Here is a 16475-nt window from a genome sequence, read left to right on the forward strand (position 1 = left end):
CCCGCACCGAGACCGCACCGCGTGGTAGTCCGCGGGTGCGGTAGGTCACGGGGAGTTCCGGCCGGCCCAGGCGGCGATCTGCGCGCGGGAGGTGAACCCGAGCTTGGTGAGGATGTGGTCGACGTGGCTCTCCGCGGTGCGGACCGAGATCACCAGTTCCTGCCCGATCCGGCGGTTTCCGTACCCCCGGGCGACCAGCCGGGCGACCTGGCGCTCGCGCCGGGTCAAGACCTCGGGTCCGGTCGGCTCGGCGGGGGTCGCCGGGGACGGCACCGCACCCATCGCGTAGTCGAGGGCTTCGTCGAGCGGCAGCGCGGCGCCGGATTCGAAACAGGTACCGAACTTCTGCTCACCGAGAACGGCGCGGACACCTTCGCGAACCTGCTGACCGATCAGGTGAGTCATCGCGTGTGCGAGGCGCTGCGAGCTGCCCTGCCGGACCGCGGACGCGGCGCCCATCAGGCGGGCCGCGCGGACCGGGTCGCCCTCGGCGGCCGCCGCCCAGGCCAGCCCGTCCACACTGGTCGCGATCCAGGCGCAGCGGTCGAAGAGCCGGAACAGCTCGATCGATCGGCGCAGCGCCGCCACCGCACCGGGCAGATCGCCGGCGCGCCAGTACAAGGTGCCGACGGACCAGTGGGCGAGCCCGCCGAGCAGATGGGAGCCGTGTTCGGTGGTGAGCGTCAGCAGTCGCTCCGTCATTGTCGAAGCGACCGGGTCGTCGAGTGCCAATGCGCAGACGGCGCCGAACGCCAGGCTCTCCAGCTCCACCCGCGGATGAGCGCACTCCCGTGCGCTCCTCGCCGAAGCGACGGCGATGTCCAATGCGGCCCGCAGGTCGCCGGAGCCGAAGACAAGTACCGCGCGGGCCATCTCGGCTTCGGTGAGGACTGCCGGCGATCCCGCCTCGCGGGCGATCTCGGCACTGGCATCGACCGATTCGGTGGCCTTCTCGGTGTCGGACAGCATCGCTGCGATCACCGAGGTAGCGGCCAGCGCCCGGGCCCGGTCGACGGTGCGTGCGGTGGTTCTCGCCAATGCCTCGGACAGCCAGTGGTAGCCCTCCAGCAGCAGATGGCAGTGTTCCCAGAACGGCCACAGCTCCGCCGCGATCTGCAGCGCCTGCTCGGCGCCGTCCGGTTCTTCCAGGCAGAACTGAAGCGCCGCACGGAGATTGGCATGTTCTCGGGTGACCGTCCGGAACCAGTCGACGTCGGTGGCGCTCCAGTAGTCGGTGCGGCCGCGCCGGGCCAGCGCGTGGTAGTACTCGCGGTGGCGTACACGGACCTCGTGCTCGGCGCCGCGGGTCCGTATCCGGTCCAGGGCGAACTGCCGGAGCGGTTCGAGCATCGTGTATCGCCCGCTCCCGTCGGATCCCGGCCCGTATACCAGGACCGACTTGTCCACCAACCCGGTCAGCGCGGCCAGCAGGGCAGTCGGCGAACCCACCCGGCCGACCGACTCGACCGCCTCGACGTCGCAGCCACCCGCGCAGACCGCCAACTGCTCCCACAGCAGCTGCTCGTCGGGACTGCAGAGGTCGTAGCTCCAGCGGATCGCCGCCGCCAAGGTCTGCTGCCGGGGCGGCGCGGTCCGCGGACCGGTGGTGAGTAACTCCATGGCGTCGTCGAGCCGGGAGAGCACCTGGTCGGGAGTGAACATCCGCATCCGCAGCGCCGCCAGCTCGAGTGCGAGCGGAATCCCGTCGAGGCGCCGGCAGATCTCGGCCAGCGCCACCTCGTCGGCCGGGGTCCGCCGCAAACCGGGGTTCGCCGCGGTGGCGCGTTCGACGAGCAACTGGGCTGCCGGGCTGTCGAGAATGCCGGCGGCGGGGTCCGGCACCGACAGTGGCGGCACCGGCAGCACCTGCTCACCCGGCGCACCCAGCGGTGCGCGGCTGGTCGCCAGGATCCGCAGACCGGTGGTCGCCGGCAGCACCCGGTCCGCGAGCTCCGCGCACGCACCGATCACATGCTCGCAGTTGTCCAGGATCAACAGGAGGCCACGGTCGGCCAGGAAGTCGACGAGCACGGTCAGCGGTGCCGTGGTGTCGTCGCGCAGGCCGAGTGTCCGCGCCACGGTAGCCGCCACCAGGTCCGGGTCGCTGACCTGCGCCAGCTCGACCAGCCACACACCATCGGGGAAGGCGCGCTGCACGGTTTCGCCGACCCGCCGCCCCAACCGGGTCTTGCCGACGCCGCCCACTCCGGTCAACGTCAGCAGCCGAGCCTCGCCCAGCAGCTTGCGCGCCACCGCGACCTCGCCGTCACGGCCGACCAGACTGGTCACTTCCGTCGGGAGGTTCCCGGAACCACACCTGCCCACGTTCCTACTCTCGCACGCAGGGCGGCAGTGGTGGGCCGGTCCGCGGGTCCGGCCCTACACAGGCTCGCAGAACACGCCAGTGACCCAGGCGTCCTCGTACACCCGACCGCTGGAGCATTCCCAGGTCATACCGTCGGCCTGGCGTTCGATTCGGATCGGATCCTCGAGGAGTTGCGGTTCCGGGACACCGAAAGGAGTAACGCAGCCCCAGCCTTCCACGGACTGGCTCCACTGCCAGTTGTGGGTATGGTCTGCCACTTCGTCGCATCGGAACCAATATCGTAGTTCGACAGCCGTCGCAGTTGGGGCCGGTGCGACGGTGAGTGCCAGCAGGCCGAGTGCTGCAGCAAATCCGGTGCGGGTGAAAGTGGTCGTGATCATGTTCGATCCTTTCCGTAGGTGTTCACGGACTTCGTGTGGAGAACGTGCTGATCACAAGAGCGGTCTTTCCGTGGATATGTGGTCGTCGTTCGCACCGAACAGTGCGTGGTACCGGTCGAAGTCCGGCGTCATCCCGGCGGCGACGAGCTCCCAGAGAACTTCGTCGGTCCCGCCGCCGATCCGGGACAGCCGCATGTCCTGCCACCAGGTGGCGAGCGGGGTCGCCTCGGTCAGATAGCCGGCGCCACCGAAGATGTGGAGGCATTCACCGAAGACCTCCTGACCCAGCCGAGCGGCGGTGACCTTCAGGCCGGCCGCGGTCCTGGCATCCACCTGCTCGCCGGCCACGAGCCCCTGAAGTGCGAGCCGCAGCACGTCGACCCTGGCCTGGAGGTCGGCCACGCGCAGGCGGAGGGCCTGATGCCCGAACAGTGGTCTGCCGAACTGTTCCCGCCGCATCATCCGGGCAGCGGTGAGGCCGAGAACTCGGCTGCAGGCACCGGCGATCTGTGCGGCGATGGACAGGCGCTCGTGGGTCAGGCCCCAAGTGATGGCCGCGAGACCGAGACCGGGCCGCCCCACGAGAGCTTCCCCGGGTAGCCAGGTGTCGAATTCGATCGGGGCGGTATCGAGGGCTCTCGCTCCCAGCTTGTCGTACGGCTTTCCGACCGACGCCGACGACAGAGGCAGGGCGAACAGCGCGAGTCCACCCGAGCCGTTCTCGCCTTCCCGCGTTCCACATCGGGCGAGTACCAGAGCGAAATCGGCGACGGCCGACAAGGAAACGAAGGCCTTCTTCCCGGTCAGCACATACCCGGAGCCATCGCGGACCGCCGTTGTCCGAACGGCTTGGAGATCGGACCCTCCGGTGTGCTCCGAAGCTCCGATGCAGAGCACAGTGGACCCGGCGGTCGCGGCAGTGCAGACGGACCGCAGGTGATCCGAACGAGCGAACCGGTACAGGATCGCCAGCGCCGAATCATGCAGGCTCACACCGACACTGACCCCGCCGGATCCGGCCGCACCGAGCGCGGTGTACAGCCGAACCAGTTCGGCGAGCCGGAACCGGTGCCCGGTGGCCCACTTCTCGACGAACACTCCCGCCTCCCCGAGCCGGGCGAGGACATCCCTGGGAAAGATGCCACGGCGTTCGGCCTGTGCCACGGCTGCGTGGAATCGGTGGTCGAGCACGGCGTCGACCGTTGCGTCGAAGCCGGCTGGCCGGTCGTCGTCGGTCGCCGGGTGACGGTGCATGTCCGGGCCTCCTGTGCTCGTACGATCCTCGGGCGCGTTTACGAGAACCTGGCGGCTGTCTGGAGTCTTCGCAGTTTCCCGGAGGTGGTCCGGGGCAAATCGCCCGGTTTCACCAGCACCACCTGCTCCGGAACGACGCCGCATTCGGCGGTCACGGCACCGATGATCCGGTCCACGGTGCCGGTCGTTCGTTTTCCGCTGCATTCGGCGACCACCAGCAGACGGGGTGATCGTGTTCCGGTGTCCCGGTCGGCCATCGTGGCGACGACGCCGCCGTCGCGGACGCCGGGGACCAGCGCTGCGACCCGTTCGACATGGTGGGGGAAGACGTTTCGCCCGGCGATGGTGAGTATCTCTTTGGACCGCCCGCACACCACCAGCTCGTGGTCGACTGTGTATCCGATATCGCCGGTCGCGGTCCAGTCCGCCGTGTGGACGGCCGTCGGTTCGTCGGCGTATCCGCTGAACATCGAAGCTCCGCGGACCTCCACCGGTCCGATCCGGCGTCCGGCGACGACCGGCGTCTCCGGTAGCGCATCGGCGATGCGAACCTCCACACCGTCGAGCGGCCGCCCGAGCAGCGCGTACCGATGCATCCGGGTGGTGCGGTACGGCGCTGCGGGCACCTCATCGGTCCGGAGACCCAGACCGGGATCCGGTGCCGTCACCGCACAGGTGGCCTCGGCCAACCCGTAGGAAGGTGCGAGAGCGTCCGGTGCCAGACCGAACCGCCCCATCTGTTCTGCGAAGCGCTGCATGCCGTGGCAGTCGATCGGTTCCCCGCCGTTTATCACGTACCGGAGCGCACCGAGATCCACCTGGTTCACCCGTCGTGCGTATCGCCCGATCAGGTTGTAGGCGAAGTTCGGGGCGGCGGTGATCGTCGCAGAACTGACGGTCAGCCAGCGCAGCCAGTCGAACGGCATGCCCGCGAACGCCTCGGTGGGCGCGATCCAGGTCGTGAGGTCGCCCGCCATGCCACAGAGCGCGAGCGTCAGACCCATGTCGTGATACATCGGCAGCCACGAGCACAGCACATCGTCACTCCCGGCGCCGACCCGGCCACACAGACTCCAGAGGTGATCGAGCACCGCTCCGTGCGACAGGACTGCCGTCCTGGGGGTGCCGGTGGAGCCCGCGGTGCCCTGCAGGACTGCGGGATGTTCCGCCGGAACCCGGCACGGTCCCGGCGCCGGAGTCCAGCTTCGGACGGCGGTGGGGGCCAGATCCAGGATCGGGATCCGCCCCGAAATCTCCCGCAACAGGTCGAGGACCGGACCGTGTGCGAATACCATGCCGCAGTCCAGCGCGTGCAGCCGCCGGATCGTCGATGTCGCCCACCACTGGGGGTCACTCCCGCGCGGGGGCATCGGTACCACCGTCGTCGGCCGGCCCGCGGCCCAGCTGCCGAACACGGCGGCGAGTATCTCGGTGGTGGTTGTTCCGGCGATCGCCACCGGCTGTCGCAGTCCGGTGCCGGAAGCGAGTACGGCCGTCGTGACGCGGAGTCCCGAGTCGCGGACCTCGGCCCAGGAGCTACGGCGCCACTCACGTGATTCCGGATCCAATACAAGCAGCGACCTGCGGCTCGATCGCATCGTCCGGTCGACGGTCTCGACCAGGCCGAGGCCGGGCTCCCTGATGAATGCGGTGGGCACGTCAGACCGTCTCGGCCACGAGATCACGCAGCTGCCGGGCGAAGGGGTCGAAACCGGGAGACACCGCGGGATCCGCGATCACCCCGACCGTGACCCGGTCCCGAAGTATCAGCGCGGAGACGGTCAGCTTGTTGCCCAGCGGTGGTGGAAAGCCGACGAGGTTGCACACCTCGCGGCCCAGGACCCGGGTCTCCGGGGTGAAGGCGGGATTGACTCCGACAGCCAGGTCCCAGCTGTCGGCCGTCAGCCGCCTGGTCATGGACACCTGGGTGCGCCATGGTAGATAGCTCAAACCGCGTGAGGTCGCCGGCACATCGCGGGCCTGGCGCTGTGGGTCCGCGGCGCGCAATGCCGACTGCACCGCACGAACCCCTTCCGGCACCGACCGCGGCAGCTCGGACAGTTCGAGCAGTGCCAGAGACGCGGCGTTGCCGGTGTGCGCCAGTCCGCGATCCAACGACACCGGAACCATCAGGCGAAGGGACTGCCCGGAACGCTCCGGGAAGGCCCGGGCATAGGCGAGTGCAGCGGCAGCGAACAGGAACTCCTGGGTCGAGGCGGCCAGCTTCAGCCCCTGCCTCCGTACCGTCCCGGTCGGTACCGCGAAGTCGGCGACGCGGCGGACGGCTCGCGTACCCGGCGGGCGTACCGGTGAACGGTACCCGTTGCGGGGACGGGTGCGTCGAGCGCTGCGAGCCCCGGCAGCCAGTGCCGTGGCCGAATTCACGGGTTCGGATTCGAAACGCGGTGAATCGACGAAGCGCCGGTACTCACGGGTGGTTCCGGATGCGGTGTCGACGAGCAGTGCGGCGAACCCGGCCGCGCCCAACCCATCCGACAGTGCGTGATGTCCGCGGATCAGGATCGTCTGGTTCCCGGTGTCCTGCCGGTGGACCAGGGTGAAATCCCACGGCGGGATATCGCGGCGCATCGGAGTCGCCGACAATGATTCCAGCCGCCCGAGCATCCCCGCGCGATCCGGCACCCGGCACTCCGATGCATGATCGGCCGCATCGATGCCGGCGGTGAGCCGGAATCGGGGCCGGCGCTGCGGGTGTTCCGGTAGAGCCAGCCGGTAGAGGGTTCCCTCATGGACTCGCTGCGCAATGCGAGCACGAACCTCGTCGATGTGGACAGGGTTGCCCTCCGGCGCCAATTCGAGCATCAGAACCCAATTCGCGGGATGCTCCGGTGCATCCATCCGCAGATGTGGAATATCGAGGCTGGACAATGCGATTTCGGTCGGCATGACGGTTCCTCTCGGCCGGGCGGCGAAACGTCAGATATCCACTGGGTGGCCGGATTCGCCGGCGAGTGAACGGTGGATCAGGTCGGCGACGTCGCCCATCGTTCGGCATTCCAGGAGCTGGTCCCCGGACAACTGCAGCCCGGTCCGGTCCTCGACCGCGACGAGCGCGATCGCGAAGGCCACGGAGTCCATGCCGAGATCTTCGACCAGTCGATCATCTGCTTCGATGCGGTCGGCATCCATGGCGAGGTCCTCCTCGAGGATGTTGCGCAAATCGTCGGTAAGCCAGCTCGACATACTCTTTCTCCCTTCGACATTCGTCCGTTGCATGGGTTTCGTCCGCTGGTGGTCGGGGTCGAGGGTCATTGCCCGGACGCGGCCGGAGAGCGGTGCCGAAGCTCCTCGGCCACTCGTCGAGCCAGGGAGGCGGCGTCGGGGTGGTCGAACAACGCGTCGGTGCGCAGGTGCAGGCCGGTCAGTCGATTCAGGCGGTTGCGAAGCTCGACGGTGGTCAGGGAGTCGAAACCGAGATCCCGGAAATTCTCGCCGTCGGCGATCATGTGCCCGTCCGGGTGGCCGAGGACGTCGGCTGCCTGGGCGCGAACGAGATCGAGCAGGAGGCGATCTCGTTCGGGCTCGGTTGCCGCAGCCAACCGGGTCGCCAAGGAGTCCGTTCCGTTCCGGTGTTGTCGGGCACGAGTGGTATCCGTTCCGCGGCTGGACTCGGGTACGGAGCCCGAGTCGTAGCGCCCCGGCGCGGTCCCGACGCCGGATTCCGGTGGACCGGCCGGGTGCCAGCGGGCCGCGATCGTCACCGCGGTGGTCCCGGCTCGCGCTGCGTCGAACAGCGCAAGACCGTCGGCGGTGGACAGCGGTACCATACCGGCGCGGGCTGCACGCCGACGGTCGACCGATCCCAGACCGCTGCTGATGGGTGACGGAGCTTCCCACAGGCCCCAAGCGATGGCGTGGGCGGGTAGACCGGCAGCCCGGCGATGGCAGGCCAAGGCATCCAGAAACGCATTCGCGGCGGCGTAGTTCGCCTGTCCGGCGTTGCCGAATACACCCGCGGCGGAGGAGAACAGTACGAACTCGGCGAGGTCGAGATCTCGGGTCAGTTCGTGCAGATGCACGGCAGCGTCCAGTTTCGGGCGCAGCACGCGGTCCAGTTGTTCGATGCCGATCGATTCCACGGTGCCGTCCGCCACGGTGCCCGCGGCGTGGACGACCATACCGAGCGTGGGTATGGAGGCCACCAGGTCCGCCACCTGCGCGCGCACCGAGACATCGCAGGAGACGATGCGCAGGTGTACGCCGCGCGCGGACATCTCGGTCACGAGCGCCGAGGCAGATTCGCTGGCGGATCCGCTGCGGGACGCGAGCACCAGATTCCGGGCCCCGTGGCCGGTCACCAGGTGCCGGGCTATCTCGGCGCCGAGCGTGCCGGTGCCTCCGGTGATCAATACGGTGCGTTCCGGATCGGGTCGTACCGGGAAAGTCAGCACGACTTTCCCGATGTGCCGAGCATTGCTGACATACCGGAGTGCTTCGCCGGCCCGCCGGACATCCCAGCCGCGGACCGGCAAGGGGCCGATCACGCCGACGGCGATCAGGTCCTGCAGTGCGCGGAACAACTCGGCGACCCGGTCCGGCTCCAGGTCGGCGAGATCGAACGGACGGTAGCTGACGCCGGGATGTGCAGCGGTCACCGTCTCGGGGTTGCGGAGGTCGGTCTTGCCCATCTCCAGGAACCGCCCGCCCGGGCACAACAGGCGCAGCGACGCATCGGTGAACTCGCGGGAGAGGGCGTTGAGGACCACGTCGACGCCGCGGCTGTCCGTCACCTGCCGGATATGGTCCTCGAAGTCGAGGGTGCGGGAGGAACAGATGTGCCGATCGTCGATACCCGACCGGTGCAGGGCTTCCCATTTGCCGGGGCTGGCCGTGACGAACACCTCGGCACCGAGATGGTGGGCCAGCTGCACGGCCGCCATGCCCACCCCACCGGCGGCCGAATGGATCAGCACCGACTCGCCCGGACCGAGCCGGGCCAGCTCCACCAAGGCGTGGTATGCGGTGAGGAAGGCCACCGGGAAGGCCGCCGCCTGGGCGAACGACCAGCCGGCCGGGATCCGGGTCAGGCAGCGGTGATCGGCGTCGACCTGCGTTGCGAATGCACCGTCGACCACGCCCATCACTCGATCGCCGATCGAGAGGTCGGCGACGTCGGGGCCGACCTCGGTGACCACACCGGCCGCCTCTCGGCCCATGCTCGACGGACCCGGGTAGATATCCAGGGCGACCAGGACATCGCGGAAGTTGATTCCGGCCGCCCGGACGTCGACCCGGACCCGGCCCGGCGCCAGAGTGTTGCCGGCGTCGGCGACCAGCTCGAACCGGTCGAGGTCGCCGGGCTCCTGTTGATGCAGGCGCCACGCGGAGCTGTCCTCCGGGGGACGCAGATCGGCGGTCCCGGAGTGCGCCCGAGCCGGCTGTGGCACATACACGGCGCCGGATCGGGTCGCTACCTGTGCCTGCCCGGTGGACAGCGCCGTCGCGAGCGCCCCGGGCGAACCGGTGCCCCGGTCTACATCCACCAGGAGAATCCGGTCCGGATTCTCGGTCTGCGCGGTGCGGACCAGGCCCCAGATCGTCGCGCAGGCGAGATCCGTGACGGCGTCGCCGGGTGTTACCGCTACCGCATCACAGGTGACGATTGCGAGCCGGGTCCCGGTGAAACGGTCGTCGTCGAGCACGGATCGGAGCAGGCTCAGGATTCGGGCGGTTTCGGCATGCCCTGTCTCGATCGGGTTGGCGCCGCTACCGTCCGGGCCGGAACAGGGGATCAACACCATCTCGGGCGCCGGCGCACCGGCGGCCACGGCCAGGGCCAAGGTCTGCCAGTCGGGCGCGGTCCGGGGCGAGTGCCCGTTACCCGTGAGGGCCTCGGTGACACCGATCCGGTCGGTACCGAGGACGGTGAATCCGCCGGCCGCGCCGTATCGCCCGGCGCCGGAAGCTCGAGCGGGTACCCAGTCGATCCGGAACAGAGCCTCATCGGTGGTCTGCTCGGCCACGAGCCGGTGCTTCACGCACGCGCCGACTTCGGTGGACGAGCACAGCGCGGACCCGGACATCCGCACCGGGCGCAGCACCAGCGAGTCGGCATCGAGCACCGGCCGGCCGAACTCGTCGGTGGTGACGAGCGACAACTCCACTGAATCGCCGGGATCGGGTTCCCGCACCCGGATGCGGGCGCGCAGCCGGGTGGGAGCGGTAGCGAACCGGCGCACGCCGCTCCAGGAGAACGGCAGCCACAGGCCCGTCGGCACGGCGAATTGGGTGGCGTGCATGATGCTGTCGAGGAGCGCGGGATGGATGCCGAAGCCGTCGGCGGTCACCTCGTCCGGTAGACCCGCTTCGACGTACACGTCGCTGCCGGCACGCCAGGCCGCGCGCAAGCCCCGGAAAGCCGGGCCGTAACCCAATCCCCGTGCGTCGAGTTGTCGATACAACTCGTCCACCGGAATCGGTTCCGCATCGATCGGCGGCCACGGCAGCTCGCCCGGTACCGCTGCAGCGTCGCTGCGCAGGATCCCCGTCGCGTGCCGGGTCCACGGTCGAGCGCCGTCTGCAGCGGCATCGGGCCGGGCGTAGATGGTCAACGGGCGATCGCCGCCGTGCTCCGGTGCGCCGATCTCGGCCTGGATTCGGATGCCGACGTCGGCCGACAGCAGCATCGGTTCCTGCAGAATCAGCTCCTCGAGCAGGTCGCAGCCGAGGCGGCTGCCGGCGTGCAGGGCCATATCCAGCAGTGCGGTACCCGGCATCACCGTGTTGCCGCGGATGGTGTGGTCGTCCAGCCACGAGGCGCTGTGGCGGAAGAAATGACCGTCGACGACATGTCCGGCGGTGCCGGCGAGCTCGACCGGCGTGGACAGCCACGGATGGGTGCCCGGTTCGGGTGGCGAACCGGTTCGGCCGGTCGGCCAGAAGCGCTGCCGCTGGAAGGCGTAGGTCGGCAAATCGACCCGCCTCGGCCGGAGCGCCGCGAACAGCGTGTCCCAATCCAGCGGTACACCGTGATTGTGGGCGCGGGCCAGGGTGGCGGCCACGGTAGCGGCCTCGTCGCGGCCGGGCCGCAGGATCGGGCCGAGTTGCTGCGCCTCCGGCAGGCACTCCCGGGCCAGTGCGGTCAGCACACCGTCCGGACCGACCTCGAGATACCCGGTGACACCGTCGCCGTCCATGCGTTGCAGCGCGTCGTAGCAGCGCACGGTGTCGCGCGCATGCCGGACCCAGTAGTCCGGGGAGCAGGCCTGCTCGGCGGTCAGCGGTTCACCGGTGACATCCGAGACGATCGGGATCCGGGGCGCCCCGAAGGTGACGCGCTCGACCACATCCCGGAACCGCCCCAGCATTCCGTCCATCCGCGGCGAGTGGAAGGCGTGACCGACTCGGAGCCGCCGGGTACGGCGCCCCCGGGCCTGCCAGTGGGCATCTTGGTCGCTGATGGCTGCGGCGTCGCCGGACAGCACCACCGACCGCGGCCCGTTCACGGCCGCGATCGCCAGGTCGTGGCGATCGACACCGAGCGTCGCGCGGACTTCGTGTTCTCCGGCGGTGACCGCCAGCATCGCCCCTCCCGGTGGCATCTGCTGCATCAACCGACCCCGGGCGGCGACCAGCGTGCAGGCATCGGCGAGGGAGAACACGCCGGCGAGACACGCGGCGGCGATCTCACCGACGGAGTGTCCGAACAGCACGTCGGGCCGAACGCCCGCGACCTCCAGCAGCTTCGCCAGGGCCACCGCGCACGCGAACAGCGCGGGTTGGGTGAACTCGGTGCGGTCGAGGAGTTCGGCGTCCGGGGTGCCGGGTTCGGCGAACAGGACTTCCAGCAACGGCCGGTCCAGCAGCGGGTCGAGGTGGGCGCAGGCGGCGTCGAGGGCTTCCGCGAAGACAGGGGAGTGGTCGTACAGTTCACGGCCCATCTGTGCGCGTTGGGCACCCTGGCCGGTGAACAGGAAAGCGACCCGGGGATCCGGTGCCGCCGTTGCCGCGAACACGCCGGGGTGCTCGCGATCTGCCGCGAGGGCATCGAGGCCGTCCAGGTACCCGTTCCGGTCGGCGGCGAGCACTACCGCCCGATGGGCGAATGCGGTGCGGGTATTCGCCAGGGAGGCGGCGATGTCGACCATCGGAAGGTCCGGATGCGCACGCAGGTGCTCGGCAAGGCGTGCGGCTTGTGCGGACCGCGCGGCGGCACAGCGGCCCGATACGACGACGGGAAGGGTGCCGGGCTCCGGGGCCGGGCGCTGCGTGGACCTGCCCGGATCCAGCGGCGGAGGTTCCTGTTCCAGGATGATGTGTGCGTTGGTCCCGCTGATTCCGAAGGAGGAGACCCCGGCTCGGCGTGGGCGTCCGACAGCCGGCCACGGCCGCGACTCGGTCAGCAGTGCTACGCCGCCGGTGGTCCAGTCCAGTTCCGCCGGCCGGTCGATGTGCAGGGTACTGGGCAGCACGCCGTGCCGGATCGCCTGCACGGCCTTGATGACGCCGGCGATGCCGGCCGCGGCCAGGGTGTGGGTCAGATTGGACTTCACCGATCCCAGCCACAGCGGCAGTTCGGGCGGCCGGCCGGCGCCGTAGGTCGCCATCAGCGCGCGGGCTTCGATCGGGTCACCCAGCTCGGTGCCGGTGCCATGGGCCTCGACCATGTCGACATCGTGCGGTCCGAGGCCGGCGTCGGCCAGGGCTTGTTCGATGACCCGGCGTTGGGCGGGCCCGTGCGGCGCGGTGAGGCCGTTGCTGCGGCCGTCCTGGTTGATCGCCGAACCGCGGACGGTGGCGAGGACCCGGTGGCCGTTCCGGCGCGCATCGGCCAGTCGTTCCAGCAACAGCACCGCGACGCCCTCGCCCCATACGGTTCCGTCGGCCGACGCGGCGAAGGCCTTGCATCGCGCATCGCGCGCCAGCCCGCGTTGTTTGCTGAACTGTACGAAGGGTTTCGGTGTGCAGATCACCGTCACACCGCCCGCCAGCGCCATCGAGCACTCACCCGCACGCAGGGCCCGGCCCGCCAGGTGTAGTGCCACCAGGGACGACGAGCAGGCGGTGTCCACCGTCAGTGCGGGCCCCTCGAACCCGAGGGCGTAGGCGATCCGTCCCGAGGTGACCGCGAAGGAGTCGGCGGCGCCGAGATAGGCGCCGGCCCGGCCGGTGTCGGGGGACAAACTCTCGTATCCGTAGGTGGTCATCCCGAGATAGACGCCGGTTCCGGTGCCCCGGAGCCCGGTCGGGTCGATCCGGGCATGTTCGATCGCCTCCCAGGCCGCCTCCAGGATCAGGCGCTGCTGCGGGTCCATCACGAGGGCTTCTCGGGGTGAGATCCCGAAGAACGCCGCATCGAATCGGTCGGCATCGGTGAGGAATCCACCGTGCTGCACATAGCTGGTACCCGGATGATCCGGGTCTGCGTCGAAGAGGTGCTCCAGGTCCCAACCCCGGTCGCTGGGGAACGGGCAGCGGGCGGAGCGTTCGTCGACGAGCATCTGCCACAGTTCGTCGGGAGAGCTCACCCCACCGGGGAGACGGCAGCTCATTCCGACGATGGCCAGTGGCTCGTCGGTACTGTTCGCCGGTGCGGGTGGGCCCGGGTGACCCGGTCGAGTGCCTGCGGTCAGCGTATCCCGGAGATACTCGGCGAGCGCTCGCGGTGTCGGGTAGTCGAAGACAGCACTCGCTTCGACAGGCACGCCGAGTGATTCGGACATGATGTTCGCGAGCTGGACGCCGGCGATCGATCCGAGGCCCGAGTCCCAGAATGCCCGGTCGATCGCGATGTCTTCGGGCGTGAGGGCTCCGTGCGCCCGGGCGGCCGCATTTCGGACGAGTTCGGTGAGTCGCCGTGCGGGATCATCCGAACCGAGGGCACCGACTCGCGGATACTCACCATCTGAAGCAACGATTGACTCTTCGCTACGGTTCACCGCACACTCCCTTGTGGGCCTGTACATCACCGATTGGTCGTGGTTTGCCGGAAAAGTGTTCGAATCGCGCGCAGGAACACTATGGTAGCGCGTACCGAGGCGGATTCACTTGGGATCGAAAGGAATCCATATGCAAGGTTTCCCGCACTCAGTTCTCGAGCCCCCGATCGGTGAGACGCCCGGCGTGGCAGAGTTCCTTGCCGCAGCCATGCGGTGGCATTTCTCCCCGGACACCGGGTCGAAGTTCTGGCTCGACCGTATCGGGGCGCTCGATTTCGACCCGGTCCGCGATGTTCGGAATTTCACCGACCTACGGCGGTTCCCGAATGTTGTCGATGAGCTGCGCACCGTGCCGGTGGCGGACCTCATTCCGCGCGGATATGGGAGAAATGTCCGAGTTTTCGGCGTGTATGAAAGTGGTGGGACCACCGGCAGTCCGAAACGTTTGGTTTTTCTGGCCGACTGGATGAACCGGGTGGTCGATTGGGCGATGCGGGATATGGATGCGCGTGGTCACCCGCACGGTGTCAACTGGCTGACCCTGGTGCCGAGCGGACCACAGCTGTTCGGCGACTGGACCGCCGAGTTGGTTCGCCGCCGCGGAGGTGTCCGATTCTGTATCAACATGGACCCGCGATGGGTCAAGGCGATGATCGGAGCGGGTGAGTCCGCGGTGGCCGACCGCTACGTCGAACATCTCGCCACGCAGAGCGCACACGTGCTGCGCAGTCAGGATGTGGGAGTGCTCGTCTGCACCCCGCCGCTGCTGGAACGACTGTGCCGGCACGAGGAACTGGTCGAGCTGATCAATGCCAAGGTCCGGCTGATCGTATGGGGCGGTGCGCGCATGGATCCGGATACCCGGCGAGTCCTGCGTAGTGAGGTGTTCCCGGGGATCGAGCTGTACGGCTACTACGGCAACGTCACGATGCTGGGCACGACGATCGAGCGCCCCGATCCGGCCGACGACGGCCCCTGTGTATACGACACCTTCTCGCCACACATCTCGCTCGAGGTCGTCGACCCCGGGACCGGGATCCCGGTCCCGTACGGGGAGCGAGGACAGGTGATCGTGCACCACATCAGCCGGTCGATGCTGTTGCCCAACAACGCCGAACGCGATCTCGCCGTCCGAGTCGAGCCGCCGCCTGGACGGCTCGGCGATTCGGTCGCAGATATCGCCTCCATGGCCGCCTTCGCCGGAACAACGGTCATCGAAGGCGTGTATTGATGCCGGACCCGATTCTGCTCGATGTACTCGGTCCGCGGGGTGCGTTCCGTGCCGTCACCCGGCACCCGGTCGAAGATGTGTCCGGTCGGCCGGTCGCCGAGCTGAGCCTGGCACCGCCGGTGTTCGTCAGTCGCGCGCTGGCCGCATTGCGGCGAACGTCCACGCCGGCGCCGGCCGAACGCCTGGCCGCGTTGGCTCGGGCCGGGGAACTGTTCGCCACGAGCGCCCTGTGCGGGCTGACTCCGGCCGAGTACCAGCAGTCGGCCTGCCGGGTCGGTGGTCTGCCGATCTCCACGGTTCGTCGTGCGACGCAGTGGATTCGTGACTGTGCGGAGCAGGTGGAGCGCGCGGTGGCGGAGGTGGCTCCTGGGGCCGTGGCCGGTGCGGGAAACGCGGCTCTGCCGGGGTGTCGGCGAATCGACTGGGTCCGACGAGGCGACGTACTCGCCGTCGGCGCCGCCGGGAATCATCCTGCAGTGCAGTCGCAGTGGCTCGAGGCTTTGGCGCTGGGATATCGCGTCGCCGTACGACCGGCCCGGCAGGAACCGTTCACCCCGCACCGCCTGGTGGCAGCCTTGCGCACCGCCGGGTTCGCGGCCGACCAGGTGACCCTGCTGCCCACCGAGCCCGATGGCTTCGACGCGCTGATCGAGGGTGCCGACCTGGCCGTGGCCTACGGCGCCGATCTCGCCGGGCGATACGCGACCGCGCCCGACGTCCGGGTGCATGCCGGTGGCCGATCGAAGATTCTGCTCGCCGATGGCGACTGGCGAGACCATCTGGATATGGTTGTGGACTCCGTCGCCCGCGACGGCGGTTCCGCCTGCGTGAACGCCACCACCGTGTTCCTCGACGGAGATCCCGGGCCCCTGGCGACGGCACTCGCGGAGCGGTTGGCTGCGTTGCCCAGCCTCCCACCCGAGGACGACGCGGCAGTGCTGCCGGTTCGCTCATCGAACGATGCCCGGGTGATCGAGCAGTACCTGATGCGTCAGAGATCGGATGTGCGGGTCCGGCTGGGAATCGACGGAATAGCCGCCGACCTGGGCGACGGCAGCGCGGTGCTCCGGCCGGCGGTGCTCGAATCGATCGGCGCGAGCCGGGTGGAAATCGGTGTCGAACTCCCTTTCCCGTGTGTGTGGGTGGCGCGGTGGTCACCCGCGGACGGCATCGAGCCGCTGCGGAACTCGCTGGTCGTGACGGCGGTGACCTCGGACGAGGAGCTGATCGGCAGGCTGGTAGCGGAGCCGACCATCGGCAACCTGCACATCGGCGACCACCCTACTTGCGCCATGGATCCGGGAACCCCGCCGGATGGTTTCCTCGCCGAGTTCCTGATGCGCAGCAAAGTGGTGCTGCGGTGACATTCGACCTGCGGGAGGTGG

At 69.0% G+C, this 16475-nt stretch carries 9 protein-coding genes and 1 pseudogene; 2 read left to right on the forward strand and 8 right to left on the reverse strand.

The window, feature by feature from the left end:
* Positions 1 to 45 precede the first annotated feature (45 nt).
* The 8 genes and pseudogenes from AC1HFH_RS13945 to AC1HFH_RS13980 all read right to left on the reverse strand — a co-directional run.
* The gene (locus AC1HFH_RS13945) at positions 46 to 2289 is read right to left on the reverse strand and encodes an ATP-binding protein (protein ID WP_480243196.1); all 2244 of its coding nucleotides are present in this window, start codon (positions 2287 to 2289) and stop codon (positions 46 to 48) included.
* Between the two features lie 90 nt (positions 2290 to 2379).
* Positions 2380 to 2706 (reverse strand): hypothetical protein, encoded by a 327-nt coding sequence (locus AC1HFH_RS13950; protein WP_480243197.1) that lies wholly within the window; start codon positions 2704 to 2706, stop codon positions 2380 to 2382.
* Between the two features lie 51 nt (positions 2707 to 2757).
* Positions 2758 to 3960 carry an acyl-CoA dehydrogenase family protein gene (locus AC1HFH_RS13955; protein WP_480243198.1) on the reverse strand — a complete coding sequence of 401 codons (1203 nt, stop codon included), beginning with the start codon at positions 3958 to 3960 and terminating at the stop codon, positions 2758 to 2760.
* 38 nt (positions 3961 to 3998) lie between these two features.
* Positions 3999 to 5618 (reverse strand): AMP-binding protein, encoded by a 1620-nt coding sequence (locus tag AC1HFH_RS13960; RefSeq protein ID WP_480243199.1) that lies wholly within the window; start codon positions 5616 to 5618, stop codon positions 3999 to 4001.
* Position 5619: 1 nt separating this feature from the next.
* Entirely contained in the window at positions 5620 to 6867 is a 1248-nt protein-coding gene (locus AC1HFH_RS13965) for a wax ester/triacylglycerol synthase domain-containing protein (protein WP_480243200.1), read from the reverse strand.
* A gap of 30 nt (positions 6868 to 6897) precedes the next feature.
* A complete protein-coding gene (locus AC1HFH_RS13970; RefSeq protein WP_480243201.1) occupies positions 6898 to 7233 on the reverse strand; it encodes an acyl carrier protein in 336 nt (111 codons plus the stop codon).
* Positions 7230 to 13448: a type I polyketide synthase gene (locus tag AC1HFH_RS13975; RefSeq protein WP_480247847.1), complete on the reverse strand. Its 6219-nt coding sequence runs from the start codon at positions 13446 to 13448 to the stop codon at positions 7230 to 7232. Before AC1HFH_RS13975 ends, AC1HFH_RS13970 begins: the two co-directional genes overlap by 4 nt.
* 174 nt (positions 13449 to 13622) lie before the next feature.
* Positions 13623 to 13886 (reverse strand): annotated as a pseudogene (locus AC1HFH_RS13980) (acyl carrier protein); the annotation flags it as partial.
* Between the two features lie 103 nt (positions 13887 to 13989).
* Here AC1HFH_RS13980 and AC1HFH_RS13985 point away from each other — a divergent pair.
* Together AC1HFH_RS13985 and AC1HFH_RS13990 are read left to right on the forward strand one after the other, a co-directional pair.
* Positions 13990 to 15090: an AMP-binding protein gene (locus AC1HFH_RS13985; RefSeq protein WP_480243202.1), complete on the forward strand. Its 1101-nt coding sequence runs from the start codon at positions 13990 to 13992 to the stop codon at positions 15088 to 15090.
* Positions 15090 to 16454, forward strand: coding sequence for an aldehyde dehydrogenase family protein (locus AC1HFH_RS13990; RefSeq protein ID WP_480243203.1), 1365 nt, complete (start codon positions 15090 to 15092; stop codon positions 16452 to 16454). The genes AC1HFH_RS13985 and AC1HFH_RS13990 overlap by 1 nt, the downstream gene beginning before the upstream one ends.
* Positions 16455 to 16475 lie beyond the last annotated feature (21 nt).

The sequence above is a fragment of the Nocardia sp. KT25-26 genome (assembly GCF_056627695.1).